This window comes from Cupriavidus sp. USMAHM13 (genome assembly GCF_001854285.1).
Classification (GTDB): domain Bacteria; phylum Pseudomonadota; class Gammaproteobacteria; order Burkholderiales; family Burkholderiaceae; genus Cupriavidus; species Cupriavidus malaysiensis.
Map to the genome: position 1 here is coordinate 1,214,986 of NZ_CP017752.1, position 14,174 is coordinate 1,229,159.

The following is a 14,174-nucleotide window of genomic DNA, read 5'->3' on the forward strand; positions in this document are numbered from 1 at the left end:
CGAGTTGAACACAGGAAGAACCCCATGCAGCCACGCCGCGCGGGCCACCGTGCCGGGCTGGCCCCGGTCCGGGCGCTGGCCCTTTCTCTTTCCCTTGCGCTGGCCGCCTGGTGCGTGCCGCTGCACGCGCAGGCGCCCAAGGGCGCGGCGGTGACGATCGGCGTGACCGTGTCGGCCACCGGGCCGGGCGCCTCGCTCGGCATCCCGGAGAAGCAGGCCATCGGCATGCTGCCCGCGACGCTGGGCGGCAAGCCGGTGCGCTATGTGGTGCTGGATGACGCCACCGATCCCTCGGCGGCGTCGCGCAACGCGCGCAAGCTGATCGAGGAGGACAAGGTGGACGCGGTGGTCGGTTCCTCCACCACGCCGGCCTGCCTGGCGGTGGCCGCCGTCGCCGCCGAGAGCCGCACGCCCTCGATCGGGCTGTGCCCCTTCGTGCCCAAGCCGGAATGGCTGCAGTGGGCCTTCTCGCTGCCGCAGTCGGTGGCGGTGATGTCGGCGGCCCTGTTCGACGATATGCGCGCGCGCCAGGTCAAGACGCTGGGCTTCATCGGCTACAGCGATTCCTATGGCGAGTCCTGGCTCAAGGACGTGGCGCAGCGCGCGCAGGCGGCCGGCATCCGCCTGGTGGCGAGCGAGCGCTATGCGCGCACCGACCAGGCCGTCACCGGGCAGGCGGTCAAGCTGCTGGCGGCGCGCCCGGACGCGGTGCTGGTGGCCGGCAGCGGCACGCCGGCGGCGCTGCCGATGCGCACCCTGCGCGAGCGTGGCTACCAGGGACCGATCTACCAGACCCACGGCGTGGCCAACAACGATTTCCTGCGCGTGGGCGGCAAGAGCGCCGATGGCGTGGTGCTGCCCGCCGGCGCGCTGCTGGTGGCCGAGCAGTTGCCGGCCGCGCATCCCAGCAAGGCGGTGGCGAGCGACTTCGTCAAGCGTTACGAGGCCCGCTACGGCGCCGGCTCGCGCGACCTGTTCGCCGGCTACGCCTATGACGCCTACCTGGTGCTGGAGCGCGCGGTGGCGGCGGCAGGCAAGAGTGCCCAGCCCGGCACCGCGGAATTCCGCCAGGCGCTGCGCGATGCCATCGAGGCCACCGCCGACCTGCCCGGCTCGCATGGCGTGATCACCGTCAGCAAGAGCGACCATTCCGCCTACGACACGCGCGGCCGCGTGCTGGTCAAGGTACAGGACGGTGGCTGGAGGCTGCAGCCATGACCGCACAGACCGCACAGACCGCACTGCGGGCCGCGATCCCCGCGGCTCCTGCCGCCGCTGCCACGCCCGCTGCCACGCACGGCGGCGCAGGGCTGGTGCCGGACATGCCGGTGGCGCTGGCACGGCCCCGCATCCTGCGCGAGGACCGCGCCGACGGCAGCTTCGTGCTGCGTTCGGCCGAGCCGCTGCAGCCCTACGACCGCTGCATCGGCGACTGGCTCGAACACTGGGCGCGCGTGGCTCCCGACCAGCCCTTCCTGGCCGAGCGCGCGCCGGGCGGCGCGGGCTGGCGCCGCGTCGGCTACGGCGAGGCGCTGGCGGCGGTGCGCGCGCTGGCACAGTCGCTGCTCGACCTGGGCGTGGCGCCCGAGGCGCCGGTGGTGGCCCTGTCCGACAACAGCGTGAACCTGGCGCTGCTGTCGCTCGCGGCCATGCACGTGGGGCGCCGCATCGCGGTGGTGTCGTCGGCCTATACGCGCCTGGCGCGCGACCATGCCAAGCTCCATGCCATCCTCGACCGGCTCGGGCCGGGCCTGCTCTACGCCGAGGACGGCGCGCAGTACGGCGGCGCCATCGCCGGCTGGCGTCCGGCCTGCCCGGTCGCCTTCGGCGGCGGCGCGGCGGGCAGCGGCATCGTCTGCGCGCTCAGCTTCGACGACCTGCTGGCCGCGCGCCCCGGGCCGGAGGTGGACGCCGCCTTTGCCGCGGTCGACGGTGCCACGGTGGCGCGCGTGCTGCTGACCTCGGGCTCCACCGGGGCGCCCAAGCTGGTGCCCAACACGCATGCCATGCTGTGCGCCAACCAGCAGATGATCGCGCAGTGCTGGCCCTTCGTCGACCGCGCCCGCCCGGTGGTGCTGGACTGGCTGCCGTGGAGCCATACCTTCGGCGCCAACCACAACTTCAACCTGGTGCTGCGCAACGGCGGCACCCTGTACATCGACGCCGGCCGCCCGGCGCCCGGCGCCATCGAGCAGACCATGCAGGGCATCCGCGAGGTGCGGCCCACGCTGTTCTTCAACGTGCCGCGCGGCTACGACGTGCTGCTGCCCTACCTGGAAGCGGACCCGGCGCTGGCCGAGGCGCTGTTCGGCCGGCTCGACATGCTGTTCTTCGCCGCCGCGGCGCTGCCGCAGCCGATCGCCGAGCGCCTGCGCGCGGTGGCGCGGCGCGCGCGCCAGGCGCCGCTGTTCTTCACCACGGAGTGGGGCTCGACCGAGACCTCCCCGGTGATCACCAGCGCCCACTTCGCCACCACCGACACGCGCAATATCGGCGTGCCGGTGCCGGGCCTGGAACTGAAGTTCGCGCCCTGCCAGCAGAAGTACGAGTTGCGCGTGCGCGGCCCGTCGATCTTCCCCGGCTACCTGGGCGACGAAGCGAAGACGCGCGAGGCCTTCGACGAGGAGGGCTTCTACAAGATGGGCGACGCCGGCCTGCTGGCCGATCCGGGCGATCCGGACGGCGGCGTCATCTTCGACGGCCGCGTCTCGGAGGACTTCAAGCTGACCACCGGCACCTGGGTCTCGGTCGGCACCCTGCGCGTGCGCGCCGTGTCGGCGCTGTCGCCCTACGCCATGGACGTGGTGGTGGCCGGCCACGACCGCGACGAGATCGGCCTGATGATCTTCCCCGCGGCGCCGCTGCGGCAGCTCGCCGGCGACGCGGCCGGCGCGCTGTGCGGCAAGTCGCTCGGCAGCCATCCGGCCGTGCAGGAGGCGCTGGCGGCCGTGCTGGCCGAACTGTGCCGGGGCGCGGGCTCGGCGCAGCGGCCCGTGCGCGCGGTGCTGTTGTCGGCGCCGCCGTCGATCGAGGAGGGCGAGATCACCGACAAGGGCTATATCAACCAGCGCGCCGTGCTGGCGCGCCGCGCCGACGACCTGGCGCGGCTGTATTCGGACTGCGTGTCGGTGATCCGGCCGCGATGATGCAACGGCGCGTGCCGCGGCGGGCAGGTCCCGGCCCCGGCGCGCGCCGCGAGGACCAAGCCGTAAGGAGCATTCGTGAAGTACAGGATCAGGATCGAGCCCGCGGGCGTGGAGATCGAGTGCGATGCCGGGCAGAGCCTGCTCGACGCCGCGCTGGCGCAGGGCTATTTCCCGCACCATAGTTGCCGCCGCGGCGAGTGCGGCGCCTGCCGCGTGCAGCTGCTGTCGGGCGAGGTCGGCTATGCGCCCGGGCGCCGGCCGGATGGCGCGGCGGCGCTGGCGGCGGACGAGTGCCTGAGCTGCCAGGCCGTGCCGCGTTCCGACGTGGCGATCCGTGCGCCCGAGGTGCTGGCCGAGCCCGGCCGCCGCGTGGTGCAGGCCAGCGCACGCGTGCTGGAGGTGGAGCGGGTCTGCCACGACGTGGCGGTGGTGCGCCTGCAGCTGCCGGCATCCGCCGGCTTCCAGTTCAAGGCGGGACAGTATGCCGACGTGATTCTGCGCGATGGCAGCCGGCGCAGCTATTCGATGGCCAATCCACCTAACGCGGACGGGCTGATCGAGTGGCATGTGCGCGCCATGCCCGGCGGCCGCTTCTCGCCGCATGTGTACGAACGGCTGAAACCGCGCGACCTGTTGCGCGTGGAGGGGCCGTTCGGCGCCTTCGGGCTTGCCGAGAGCGAGGCACCGGTCGTGCTGCTGGCCTCCGGCACCGGCTTCGCGCCCATCGCCGCCATGCTGCGCAGCCAGGCCGACGCGCTGGCGCGGCGCGGCGCCGTGCTGTACTGGGGCGGGCGCCGGCTGGAGGACCTCTATGCACGCGAGGAGGCCGAGCACTGGGCGCAGCGCCATCCCGGCTGCCGCTTCGTGCCGGTGCTGTCGGACCCGGCGCCCGGCTGGCACGGGCGTACCGGCTTCGTGCACGAGGCCGTGGTGGCCGATATCCCGGACCTGGCGGGCCACGAAGTCTATGCCTGCGGCAATCCGCTGATGGTGGACGCGGCGCGCACCGTCTACTGCCAGGATCACGGACTGCCGCCGGCGCGCTTCCACAGCGATGCCTTCGTCACGCGCTGCGAGCCGCGCGAGGCGGCGCAGGCAGCTTAGCGCGGGCGGATTTCCCGCATAGCCGCCGCACGGGCGCGGGCCGGTCCGGAGCGGTCGGAGACGGTACGCGCGGGCGTGGCCGGCGGGCGCGCCCGGCCGAAGGCGCCGCGCGCCGGCCGCGTGTCAGCGCCGGTCATGCCCGCCGCCGTGTCCGCCACCGCCATGGCCGCCATGGCCACCACCACCGCCAGGGCCACCACCGCCAGGGCCACCACCGCCAGGGCCACCACCGCCCGGTCCGCCGCCATGTCCACCACCGCCAGGGCCACCGCCCCCACCGTGGCCGCCTCCACCGTGCGGCCCTCCGCCTTGCCAGCCGCCTGGGCCGCCCGGTCCACCGTGCCCGCCGCCGGGCCCACCATGCCAGCCGCCGGGGCCCGGGCCGGGCGGTCGCCCGCCGGCATGGCCGCCCGGCGGCCTCCCGGGCAGCGGGCCGGCGTGGCCGGGAGGCAGGCCGGGCGGGCGCACGTAGGCCGGCGGGCGCGGTCCCGGGTGCGGCGGCGGGCCGTAGCCGCCGGGCGGCCGGTAGCGTGACCAGCGGTCGCGGTCGCCGTACCAGGGACGGCCGCGGTAGTAGTCGCCCCAGTAGGCGCCCAGCGAGAAGGACAGGATCGGCAGGCCGATCATGGCGCCATAGCCCAGCAGCGGCACGCTGCGGCCCTGGTAGGGATAGGTGAGGCTGCCGCCGTAGACCCAGCCGCGCAGGCTGGACACGCCGATGTCGCACCAGCTGTAGCCGCTCACGCAGCCCATCACGGTGACGGCGGTGCCGGGGGCCAGCTGGGCCACGGCGGGGTAGCCGGCCGAGGGGCCGGCATAGATCATCACCGGGCCGTTGGTATAGGCGAGCACCTGGGCGCTGGCGGTGCCGGGCTGCGCCAGCATTGCAGCGAGGCCGGCCAGGCCGGCCAGCGCGGCCGGGGCGAGTCGGTTCTTGCGCATGCGTTGTCCTCCTCGGAGAGCCTGTTCCGCATGCCGTGCCGGAAACCGGCCGCCGGCGGCGGAAAGCCGGCGCCCGCGCGGCGGCGCGGGCGTCTTATCCAGCATAAGGCATGGCGGAGGTGGACCCCAATGCGCCTTTGTATGAGTTGTGACCGGATCTTGCCGGCACCGCCGGTGGCCGCCTGGTAGCCCGGGCCGACGCCCTTGCGACGCGGGACCCTAGTCCACTGCCAGGCGCAGCATCGGCCAGCGCGCCAGCCAGCCCTTGGCGGCCAGGCGGGCGTCGAAGATGTCGCGCTTGCGCGTGCGGAAGCCAGGGGTCGGCCGCACGATGCCGGCGAACAGGTCATCCAGTCCGTAGGGCGCGGCGATCTCCAGATCGCCGCTGGGGCCCAGTCGCACGCCTGTCGCGGTCGCGGTCTCGGGCCAGTGGCGCATGGCGTCGGTGGCGTCGGCATAGGGCGGGTCGCCGTTGCGCCGGTGCATGCGGCCCTGGTGCTTGACCGACCAGTCGGCGGCGGGTTCGAGCGCGCGCAAGCGCTGCGCCAGGGCGAGATCAAGGCCGGGGTGCGCCGGCCCGGCCGCCGGGCGGTCGAACCAGATGACGTCGATGTCCGTGTCGGGCGGGGCCGGCGCGCGCCCGGCGAGGTGGTCCCAGACCGCGTTGCGCACGAAGCCGGCGGCGATCCAGCAGTCGGGCAGGGCCAGCGCGGCCGCGGCGCGCAGCAGTGCCAGGCGCCGCGCATCGGCCAGCAGCAGGGCGCGCAGGCGGGCGGCCTGGGAGGCGGCATCCGGCGAGACCGGTGTGCCGGGCAGGACGAACGGGGCGGGAGGGATCGGGGCCGGGTTTGCCATTGGCGCTCATTCTTCCACGTGGCGGGCGCCGCGCAAAGCGCCGCGCGCGGTCGAGTACACTGCCGGCTGGCCAGCCGGCCGGCGCAGCCTGAGTCTCATGCCGCATGCCGCGCACCGGCTGTCATTCCATCCACAACGCCGAATCGCCATGAAACGTCTTTCGCTGCTGATCTGCACCGCTTCGCTGTCCGTTGCCGCACACGCCGCCGCGCCTGCCGCGCCGGTCGAGACCCTGCCTTCGGGCGTGACCATCCAGACCCTGGTCAAGGGCAGCGGGGCCTCCCCCAAGGCCACCGACTCGGTCAAGGTGCACTACCGCGGCACGCTGCCGGACGGCACCGAGTTCGACAGCTCCTACAAGCGCGGCCAGCCGATTTCCTTCCCGCTGAACCGCGTGATCCCGTGCTGGACCGAAGGCGTGCAGAAGATGCAGGTAGGCGGCAAGGCCAAGCTGGTCTGCCCGCCGGCCACCGCCTATGGCGCGCGCGGTGTGCCGGGCACCATCCCGCCCAATGCCACGCTGAACTTCGAGGTCGAGCTGCTGGGCATCGGCGGCTGAGCCCCGGCCGGCCCGGCGCGCGGCCGCCGGGCTACGCGCCTGGCCCGGCCTCGGCGGCCTCGGCGGTCCCACCGGCCCCACCGGTGTCGTCGGCCTGCCGGCTTGCCATGAAGTCGCGCGGCGCCTGGCCCAGCGCGCGCCGGAACATGGTGGAGAAGGCGCTGGCGTTGGCGTAGCCGGTCTCGGCCGCAACGCGGCCGAGCGGCCTGCCGCGGCTCATCAGGTCGATCGCGTGCGCCAGCCGCAGCTGCTGGCGCCAGGCGCCGAAGCTGATGTGCAGTTCCTCCCGGAACAGCCGCGCCAGCGTGCGCTCGCTGGCACCCGTGCGGGTGGCCCATTGCGCCAGGCTGAGCGCCGAGCCCGGGTCTTCCATCAAGGCATCGCACAGCGCCTTCAGGCGGCGGTCGGCGGGCAGGGCCAGGCCCAGCGAGAGGGTCGGTGCGGCGGCCAGTTCTTCCAGCAGCAGCGTAGCGGCCAGTTCGCCGCGGCGCCCCGCCAGGTGCCCGTCCCGGGCCAGTGCCCGTACCAGTTCCCGCAGCAGCGGCGACACTTCCAGTACGGCGCAGGCGCCGGCCGGCAAGGTACAGGCCTGCGGCGCGATATAGCAGGCATAGAAATCCACGTCGCCCAGCACCGTCACCTCATGCTCCACGCCGGGCGGGATCCACACCGCCCGCATCGGCGGCACCACCCAGGCGCAGTGCGCGGCCTGCACGCGCAGGCTGCCGTGCAGCGGGAAGGAGACCTGGGCCCAGGGGTGGCGGTGCCGCTGGATCACCGCATTGGGCGGCGGCTCGCGCAGGTAGGCGACCACCGGTTGCGCGGCGCTGGGATGCTCGCGCGAGGTCGGTGCGTAGCCGGGGCGCGGCTTGCGCGCGGCCGCTGGCGAGGGGGTGGCGGGGGATGGCATGAATTCGTAAGAAATTGCCCGGTAAGTGTAACCCGGCCATCGCGCGCGGCTCTAGGATCACGTGCATCAGCTTGGCACCCGCCGTCGGGAAGCCGCCGCCAGCGGGGCGCGGGCAGGACGGCCGGGGCCGTACAGGAGATCCGACCATGGCCACCCCGATCGACGCCACCGCCGCGCCGCCTTCCGCAACACCCACCGCTCCCTCCGCTCACCCGGCTCCCTCGGCTCCGCTGCGCCCGCCACCGGCCGGCGGCGGCGCGGCCGACACGCTGCGCGCGGCCGGCGTGATCGGCCTGTGCGTGGTCATCGCCTGGGCCGGCGGCAGCCTGGCCGGCGCCGCCGCGCCCCTGGTCTGGGCGGCCGCGCTGGTGCTCTCCACCGTCTGCTGCTGGGCGCTCGGCGTGCTGCCGGAGCCGACCGCGACCCTGCTGTTCTTCCTGTGCGCCATCCTGTTCCACGTGGCGCCGGCCCAGGTGGTGTTCTCCGGCTTCGCCTCGCCGGCGTGGTGGCTGATGTTCGGCGGCGCCGCCACCGGCGTGGCGCTGCGCGGCACCGGCCTGGCGCAGCGGCTGGCGGATGTGGTGTTCGGCCGGCGCCTGGCCGGCTACCGCCAGTTGATCGCCACCATCGCGGTGAGCGCGGTCGGGCTTGCCTTCCTGATGCCGTCGACCACCGGGCGCGTGCTGCTGCTGATGCCCATCGTGCTGGCGGTGGCCGACCGCCTCGGCTTCGCGCCCGGCTCCAACGGCCGCATCGGCATGGTGCTGACGGTGGCCGCGGCCAGCTACATGCCGCCGACCACCATCCTGCCCGCCAACATCCCCAACAGCGTGCTGCTGGGCGCGGCCAGTTCGCTGTACGGCATCAACCTCAGCTACGGCGCCTACCTGCTGCTGCATTTTCCCGTGCTGGGTTTGCTCAAGACGGTGGTGCTGGTGTGGCTGGTGTGCCGGCTGTTTCCGCACCAGGGCTCGCTGCTGGCGCAGTCGGAAGGCGCGCGCACGCCGATGAGCCGCGCGGAGACCCGGCTGGCCATCGTGCTGGCGCTGGCCGTGGCCGGTTTCGCCACCGATGCGCTGCACGGCATCTCGCCGGCCTGGATCTCGCTGGCGGCCTGCATCGTCTGCCTGCTGCCAGGCGTGGGACTGGTGTCGCCGCGCGCACTGGCCGAGCAGGTGCACCTGCCGCCGCTGCTGTACGTGGCGGGCTTTCTCGGCCTGGGCGCCGTGGTCGAGTCGAGCGGCCTGGGCAGCGCCGTGAGCGCGGCGCTGCTGCGCTGGCTGCCGCTGGCGCCGGGCCACGACGCCGCCAATGCGGCGGCCATCGGCGCGGTGGGCGCGGGGCTGGGCCTGATGACCACGCTGCCGGGCCTGCCGGCGGTGATGACGCCGCTGGCGCGCGAGCTGGCCGCCGCCAGCGGGCTGTCGCTGGAGACGGTGCTGATGCTGCAGGTGCCGGTGTTCTCGACGGTGATCCTGCCCTACCAGTCGCCGCCGATCATGATCGCCATGCAACTGGGCGGCGTCGGCCTGCGCCATGGTACGCGCCTGTGCCTGGCGCTGGCGGGCATCACGGTGCTGGTGCTGCTGCCGCTGGATTACCTGTGGTGGCGCGTGCTGGGCTACCTGCACTGAGGCCGGTGCGCCGGCTGGCGGTGCGCAAGACAGGGGAAAGGCGGGCGGGGGTCAGGGCTCGTCCGCCCCGCACAGGTTGGCGCGCACGCGCTGCAGCAGGCCCATCAGCTGCTCGCGCTCGGCGTGGCTGAAGCCGGCCAGGGCCTCGTCGGTGACGGCGTCGCCGAGGCGCCGCGCACTGTCCAGCGACAGCTCGGCCTTGTGCGTCATGCGCAGCACGCGCTCGCGGCGGTCGGCGGGATTGTGGCGGCGTTCGATCCAGCCGCCTTCCTCCATGCGGTCGAGCAGGCGGGCCGCCGAGATCGGCGCGACCTCGAGCAGGTCGGCCAGGCGGGCCTGGTTGACTTCGCCGTAGTGCGACAGGTAGGCCAGCACGCGGCACTGGGCCCGCGTCAGGTCGAGCGAGGCGCGCGCCAGCTGGTCGAAGCGCCGCCCGGACAGCCGGCCGACGTCGGCGACGAGGAAGCCAAAGCGCTTTTCGAGTTTCGTTTCCATCGCGTGATTATAGGGAGGGCGGGCAGGGCGGGCCCGATCGCCGGCCCGGGGGGAGCCTGCCTTGCCCGGTCCCGGCTTGCGCGTATAATAAGCCTGCTTATTATTAAGGCCTGCACCTTCACCTTCCCGCCGGACCCCCCCCATGTCTTCCACGGCCACGGCGGCGCATCCCGAGGCGCCGCTCAACCGCCGCATGATCACGCTGTCGATCATGCTGGCCACGCTGATCCAGACGCTGGACAGCACCATCGCCAACGTGGCGCTGCCGCACATGCAGGGGACCTTGTCGGCCTCGCAGGACGAGATCACCTGGGTGCTGACCTCCTATATCGTGGCGGCGGCGATCGCCACGCCGCTGACCGGCTGGCTGTCGGACCGGCTCGGCGTCAAGCGCCTGCTGGGCATCGCCATCGCCGGCTTCACGGTGGCCTCGGCGCTGTGCGGCCTGTCCGAGACGCTCACGCAGATCGTCGCCTCGCGGTTGCTGCAGGGCATCTTCGGCGCCTCGCTGGTGCCGCTGTCGCAGTCGATCCTGCTCGACATCAACCCGCGCGAGCGCCAGGGCCAGGCCATGGCGGTGTGGGGCATGGGCGTGATGGTCGGCCCCATCCTCGGGCCGACGCTGGGCGGCTGGCTGACCGACAGCTACAACTGGCGCTGGGTGTTCTTCATCAACGTGCCGATCGGTTCCTTCGCCATGTTCGGCGTGATGACCTACCTGCCGCGGCGCGATCCGACCCGCAGCATGCGCTTCGATGCCTTCGGCTTCGTCACGCTGAGCCTGGCCATCGGCGCCTTCCAGGCCATGCTCGACCGCGGCGAGCAGCTCGACTGGTTCGGCTCGCTGGAGATCCGCGTCGAGGCGCTGATCGCCGCGCTCAGCTTCGCCTACTTCCTGGTGCACACGGCCACGGCCGGCCCGCGTTCCTTCTTCCGCTACGAGCTGCTGAAGGACCGCAACTTCACCACCGGCGCCTGCTTCATCTTCGTCATCGGCGCGGTGATGTACGCGACGCGCGCGCTGCTGCCGCCGATGCTGCAGAACCTGATGGGCTATCCCGTGGCCACCACCGGGCTGGTCACCGCGCCGAGCGGCGCCGGCACCATGGTCGCCATGCTGCTGGCCGGGCGCCTGCTGCGCTGGATCGACGCGCGCGCGCTGCTGGCCGCGGGTTTCGCCATCTCGGCTTTCGCGCTGTGGCAGATGATGCAGTACACCATCGTGCTGTCGCCGGCCGACATCGTCTGGCCCGGCATCGTCCAGGGCTTCGGCCTGGGGCTGGTGTTCGTGCCGCTGAGCGCGCTGACCTTCTCCACGCTGGCCCCGGCCCTGCGCGCCGACGGTACCGCCACCTACAGCCTGATGCGCAACATCGGCAGCAGTATCGGCATCTCGCTGATCCAGACCCTGCTGACGCGCAATACCCAGGTGGCGCACGCCGACCTGGCCGCGCACGTCAGCGTCTTCAACCCCGCCGCGCAATCGATGCTGGCTGGCGGTGGCGGCGCGCGCGAGCTGGCCGTGCTCAACCAGGTGGTGAACCAGCAGGCCGCGATGATCGCCTACCTCGACGACTTCAAGGTGATGCTGGTGGCCACGCTGCTGGTGGCGCCGCTGATCCTGCTGATCCGGCCGACGCGCCATGCGGCGCAGGACGCCTCCACCGCCCACGCGGCGATGGACTGACGCCAGGCCGCAGGCGGCCGGCGCGGCGGACCTTGGTGTTCCGCCATATGCAATGAAGCTGGCGCCGTCTTGTTTGCCGCCTACTATGGATGGGCAGGCGGCGGCCGCGCGCGCCGGCGCCTGCCCGCGTGGCGCAGGTCCGCGCGGCGCTGCGCAGGAGGCGAACATGGAACTGATCGAGACGGCCGAGCGCCGGATCTTCATCGAGTTGCTGCGGCGCCATGGCCTGCCTGAATCGGATTTTGTGCTGGAGTGCGCCGATACCACCGATCCCAAGGGAGACGAGATCGAAGGCCAGCGCGGCTTCGCCGCGGTCATGCGCCGCTCCACCGGGTTCCGGCGCGAATACCCGATCGGCTTCGATCCCGGCTGGCTGGCACGCTGGCGCCGCGATCTCGAGGATGGCGTGTTCGCCGGCCCGCCGTCGGGCGGCTGACGCCGCCGGGCTGCCCGGCCTGCATGGCAGGGCTCCAGGGATCGATACAGGTACCCATGCGGGCAGCCTACGGGCACCCATACGGCCACTCATACGGGCATCCGTTCCCAGGGAGGGAAAATGAGCAGGTGCAGGATGGCGGCAACCATCGCCGCGTGGCTCGGCGTGGCCGCATGCGCCGTGGCCCATCCGTCGATGGGCGATGGCGCGGGCGGCGATGACACCTACCTCGGCGTACCGGTAAGCGGTATCCGGGCCGCCGCCGACGCCGTGGCCGGCAGCGCGAAGCCGGCGCGTGCCGCTGCCGCCCCGGCTCCGGCCGCCGCCGTGGCCCAGCTCAGCTACCGGCCGGACACCGGCGTGCACGAGCGTGTGGTGGCGCGCCTGACCGGCTTCTTCACCCAGGGCGACGCCGCCCGGCGGCCGCTGATCGCGCACCGGCTGGACCAGGCGGATCCGCTCGGCCAGTTCGACGCGCTGCTGCGCCAGCAGGGCTACGACAGCCGCAACCTGGCCGACGTCTTCACGGCCTACCTCGTGTTGTCCTGGGAGGTGGTCAACGCCGCGGACGCCATGCAGGCAGCGGACGGCGTGCAGGCCGTGCGCGATGCGGTGCGGCAGGCCTTCGCCGCCAACGCCCGCATGCGCGCGCTGCCGGATGCCGACAAGCAGACCGTGGCCGAGACCCTGGGCTACCTGGCCATGGTGGCGGTGGCCGCGCAGCGCGAACTGGCGCAGGCCGGCAACCCGGTGGCGCTGGCGGAGCTGCGCGAGGGCGTGCGCAAGACCGCGCGCAACCTCGCCGGGGTCGACCTGGGCGGCGTGCTGCTGGACGACAGCGGTTTCACGCCGCGCTAGTCACCGCGTTTCACGCCGCGCAAGTCGCGCGGCTTCGGATCGCCGAGGCGCCGCCCCGTGGCGCCGGCGGATGCCTTATGCGACCTTATGCAAGCTTCGGTTCGGTGGCGGCGAAACTGGGTCGCTCGCGCATCGCGCCGTGCCCGCGCCGCACCGCCGGGTACTTCTCCAGCAGCGCCGCGCCTTCCGCGAACATGCCCAGGCAGGCCACGATGGGCGCCAGGTACAGGTCGGCCATCGCCGCGCGGCTGCCGCCCAGGTAGAGGCCTTCGCCATAGGCCTGCTCCAGCGCGGCCAGGTGCCGGTCGATGTCGGGCAGCGCGGCTTCGATCACACCGCGGTCCGGCTGTCCGCCGGCGCCCTTGGGGAAGACGTACTGCAGCACGTAGCGGCGCACCATGGCGTCGTAGGCGTGGCAGGCGATCACGCTGACCCATTGCTCGTCCCGTGCCCGCGCGGTGACGCCGTGGGCCTGCAGGCTCGGGCCCTCGAACGCTTCCTCGATGTAGCCCAGGATGGCGCGCGTCTCGTAGAGCGAGATGGGGCCGTCAAGGAACACCGGGATGCGGCCGAAGGGGTTGTGCGCCAGGATCTCGGGCGTTTGCGGTGGCACCGGCTGCAGGGTGTAGGCGACGCCTTTTTCGGCCAGTGCCATGCGTACCGTGCGGCAGAAGCTGCTGCGCGGATCGCCCAGCACGGTGACCGTGCCGGCGCTGCCGGCGGGGTCCAGGTAGTCGCTGAGCCGGTTGAACACGGAGCGCCAGCCGCTCGCATGCGAATCGCGCTCGCCCTGCTCGGGGAAGCCGCTGTGCCGCATACGCAGGTGCGTGCCGCCCTCGGCGCTGGTCAGCGTCACCTCGATCAGCGTCTTCACGCCGGCCGGCAGCGGTCCGTCCTCCCAGGTCCAGGTGTAGGCCAGGAAGTCGGCACGGTCGACCGCCTGGTACTCGCCGGCGACCGTGTGCCGCGCGCCGTCGCGCTCGCCCATCACGATGCGGTAGCGCCCGCCCACGCGCGCGTCGGCGCTCGCCTCCAGCACGCGCAGGCCGCGCGGGCAGTGCCAGGCGGCCAGGGCGTCCTGGTCGGTGAAGGCATCGAAGACTCTCTCGCGGGGGGCGCGGATGAAGCGCTCCATTTCCAGGGAAAACGTGGCGGCTTGGGTCATGGCTTGTTTCCTCGCGTCTTGTTGGCGGTCGCGCGGCCGCCTGTGGCGGGGCCCGCCGCGCTGGTTCCTTCGACATACTCGACAAGCCGGTCGAGATTGCCTTCCCAGTGGCGGCGGTAGCTGTCGAGCCAGTCATGCACGCCGCGCAGCGCCTCCGCGCGCAGGTGGCAGATGCGCCAGCGCGCGTTCACTTCCCGCTCGATCAGGCCGGCCTCGGCCAGCACGCGCAGGTGCTTGGAGACGGCCGGCGCGGACATTGCGAACGGCCGCGCCAGCTCGGTCACGGGCGCCCCGCCTTCGGCCAGGCGCGCCAGGATGGCGCGCCGCGTGGGATCGGCCAGGGCGGCGAAGACGATCGAGAGGGTGTCATCGGGAGAAGGCAT

At 73.0% G+C, this 14,174-nt stretch carries 14 protein-coding genes; 8 read left to right on the forward strand and 6 right to left on the reverse strand.

The genetic code is table 11. From position 1 onward, the window contains the following. Window positions 1-24: 24 nt before the first annotated feature. The 3 genes from BKK81_RS23760 (at window position 25) to BKK81_RS23770 (ending at window position 4,250) form a co-directional block, all read left to right on the forward strand. Window positions 25-1,218 (forward strand): ABC transporter substrate-binding protein, encoded by a 1,194-nt coding sequence (locus tag BKK81_RS23760; protein WP_071018225.1) that lies wholly within the window; start codon window positions 25-27, stop codon window positions 1,216-1,218. Further along, complete coding sequence (locus tag BKK81_RS23765; RefSeq protein ID WP_335582889.1) at window positions 1,215-3,146, forward strand: feruloyl-CoA synthase; 1,932 nt, start codon at window positions 1,215-1,217, stop codon at window positions 3,144-3,146. Before BKK81_RS23760 ends, BKK81_RS23765 begins: the two co-directional genes overlap by 4 nt. Before the next feature lie 75 nt (window positions 3,147-3,221). Next, the gene (locus tag BKK81_RS23770) at window positions 3,222-4,250 is read left to right on the forward strand and encodes an FAD-binding oxidoreductase (RefSeq protein ID WP_071018226.1); all 1,029 of its coding nucleotides are present in this window, start codon (window positions 3,222-3,224) and stop codon (window positions 4,248-4,250) included. 123 nt (window positions 4,251-4,373) lie between these two features. Here BKK81_RS23770 and BKK81_RS35605 read toward each other — a convergent pair whose 3' ends face one another. Together BKK81_RS35605 and BKK81_RS23780 are read right to left on the reverse strand one after the other, a co-directional pair. Continuing rightward, window positions 4,374-5,192: an SH3 domain-containing protein gene (locus BKK81_RS35605; RefSeq protein ID WP_071018228.1), complete on the reverse strand. Its 819-nt coding sequence runs from the start codon at window positions 5,190-5,192 to the stop codon at window positions 4,374-4,376. Between the two features lie 219 nt (window positions 5,193-5,411). Then, window positions 5,412-6,047, reverse strand: coding sequence for a nucleotidyltransferase family protein (locus tag BKK81_RS23780; RefSeq protein WP_083384389.1), 636 nt, complete (start codon window positions 6,045-6,047; stop codon window positions 5,412-5,414). Between the two features lie 148 nt (window positions 6,048-6,195). Between BKK81_RS23780 and BKK81_RS23785 the strand changes: the two genes are divergently transcribed. After that, window positions 6,196-6,606, forward strand: coding sequence for an FKBP-type peptidyl-prolyl cis-trans isomerase (locus BKK81_RS23785; RefSeq protein ID WP_071018230.1), 411 nt, complete (start codon window positions 6,196-6,198; stop codon window positions 6,604-6,606). A gap of 31 nt (window positions 6,607-6,637) precedes the next feature. Here BKK81_RS23785 and BKK81_RS23790 read toward each other — a convergent pair whose 3' ends face one another. Continuing rightward, on the reverse strand, window positions 6,638-7,516 hold the full coding sequence (locus tag BKK81_RS23790) for an AraC family transcriptional regulator (RefSeq protein ID WP_083384390.1): 879 nt from the start codon (window positions 7,514-7,516) through the stop codon (window positions 6,638-6,640). Between the two features lie 146 nt (window positions 7,517-7,662). Here BKK81_RS23790 and BKK81_RS23795 point away from each other — a divergent pair, with 146 nt between their 5' ends. Continuing rightward, the gene (locus BKK81_RS23795; RefSeq protein ID WP_071018231.1) at window positions 7,663-9,150 is read left to right on the forward strand and encodes an SLC13 family permease; all 1,488 of its coding nucleotides are present in this window, start codon (window positions 7,663-7,665) and stop codon (window positions 9,148-9,150) included. Window positions 9,151-9,201: 51 nt separating this feature from the next. Here the strand turns inward: BKK81_RS23795 and BKK81_RS23800 are convergent, their stop codons facing one another. Next, on the reverse strand, window positions 9,202-9,645 hold the full coding sequence (locus BKK81_RS23800; protein ID WP_071018233.1) for a MarR family winged helix-turn-helix transcriptional regulator: 444 nt from the start codon (window positions 9,643-9,645) through the stop codon (window positions 9,202-9,204). A gap of 142 nt (window positions 9,646-9,787) precedes the next feature. Between BKK81_RS23800 and BKK81_RS23805 the strand changes: the two genes are divergently transcribed. The 3 genes from BKK81_RS23805 (at window position 9,788) to BKK81_RS34605 (ending at window position 12,626) form a co-directional block, all read left to right on the forward strand. Further along, window positions 9,788-11,332, forward strand: coding sequence for a DHA2 family efflux MFS transporter permease subunit (locus BKK81_RS23805; protein WP_071018235.1), 1,545 nt, complete (start codon window positions 9,788-9,790; stop codon window positions 11,330-11,332). A gap of 166 nt (window positions 11,333-11,498) precedes the next feature. Beyond that, window positions 11,499-11,768 (forward strand): hypothetical protein, encoded by a 270-nt coding sequence (locus tag BKK81_RS23810; protein WP_071022161.1) that lies wholly within the window; start codon window positions 11,499-11,501, stop codon window positions 11,766-11,768. 135 nt (window positions 11,769-11,903) lie between these two features. Next, window positions 11,904-12,626, forward strand: a complete 723-nt coding sequence (locus tag BKK81_RS34605; protein WP_083384391.1) for a DUF6683 family protein — start codon at window positions 11,904-11,906, stop codon at window positions 12,624-12,626. Window positions 12,627-12,711: 85 nt separating this feature from the next. On the opposite strand, the gene BKK81_RS23820 is transcribed toward BKK81_RS34605, so the two are convergent. Beyond that, window positions 12,712-13,791: an SRPBCC domain-containing protein gene (locus BKK81_RS23820; protein ID WP_071018237.1), complete on the reverse strand. Its 1,080-nt coding sequence runs from the start codon at window positions 13,789-13,791 to the stop codon at window positions 12,712-12,714. Further along, window positions 13,788-14,174 carry an ArsR/SmtB family transcription factor gene (locus BKK81_RS23825; RefSeq protein WP_071018239.1) on the reverse strand — a complete coding sequence of 129 codons (387 nt, stop codon included), beginning with the start codon at window positions 14,172-14,174 and terminating at the stop codon, window positions 13,788-13,790. The genes BKK81_RS23820 and BKK81_RS23825 overlap by 4 nt, the downstream gene beginning before the upstream one ends.